Here is a 472-nt window from a genome sequence, read left to right as displayed (position 1 = left end):
GCCTCATCTTCGATACGGTCAGCCGACTTAACGCTCACCGCCTGAGCAGCCGAGGTGCCCAGTGCAAGGGGCAGAAGAACACCACCTGTCCCTGCGGCACCACCTTCGATACGGTTAACCAGTTTAGATCCCACCGACGAGGTAGCCGTGACGTCCGGTGCAAGGGGAGGCGGAATACCACCTGTTCCTGTGGCGCTACCTTCGGTTCGGTCAACCTGCTTAGTTATCACCGCCAGCACAGCAGCGACATCCGATGTAGGGAGAAACGGACCACAAAGAAATAAGATGGGATTTAAAGAGAACCGCTATGGCTTAAACAGATCAGACCAGACAAGATGCTGATACACGAGAGGTGCCGAGTACCTGTATTTATAGCGTCAGCTATAGAGGTTCCCTTCTCCCCCTGGAGCTGTTCGGATCCATAACTTTACCGGGTTTGAAAAAGTATTCTCCAATCCAGAAATGAGCCTGA

Annotated in this window: 1 protein-coding gene; it reads right to left on the bottom strand. The window is 53.0% G+C overall.

Going from position 1 to position 472, the window contains the following annotated elements; genetic code table 11:
• On the bottom strand, positions 1 to 230 hold a 230-nt coding region (locus E1189_RS22925; RefSeq protein WP_230459988.1), incomplete at its 3' end, for a hypothetical protein.
• Positions 231 to 472 lie beyond the last annotated feature (242 nt).

The sequence above is a fragment of the Parendozoicomonas verongulae genome (assembly GCF_009711465.1).
Lineage (GTDB): Bacteria > Pseudomonadota > Gammaproteobacteria > Pseudomonadales > Endozoicomonadaceae > Sansalvadorimonas > Sansalvadorimonas verongulae.
Note: the sequence above shows the minus strand (reverse complement) of the source record. Positions and strands in the feature narration are given on the sequence as shown.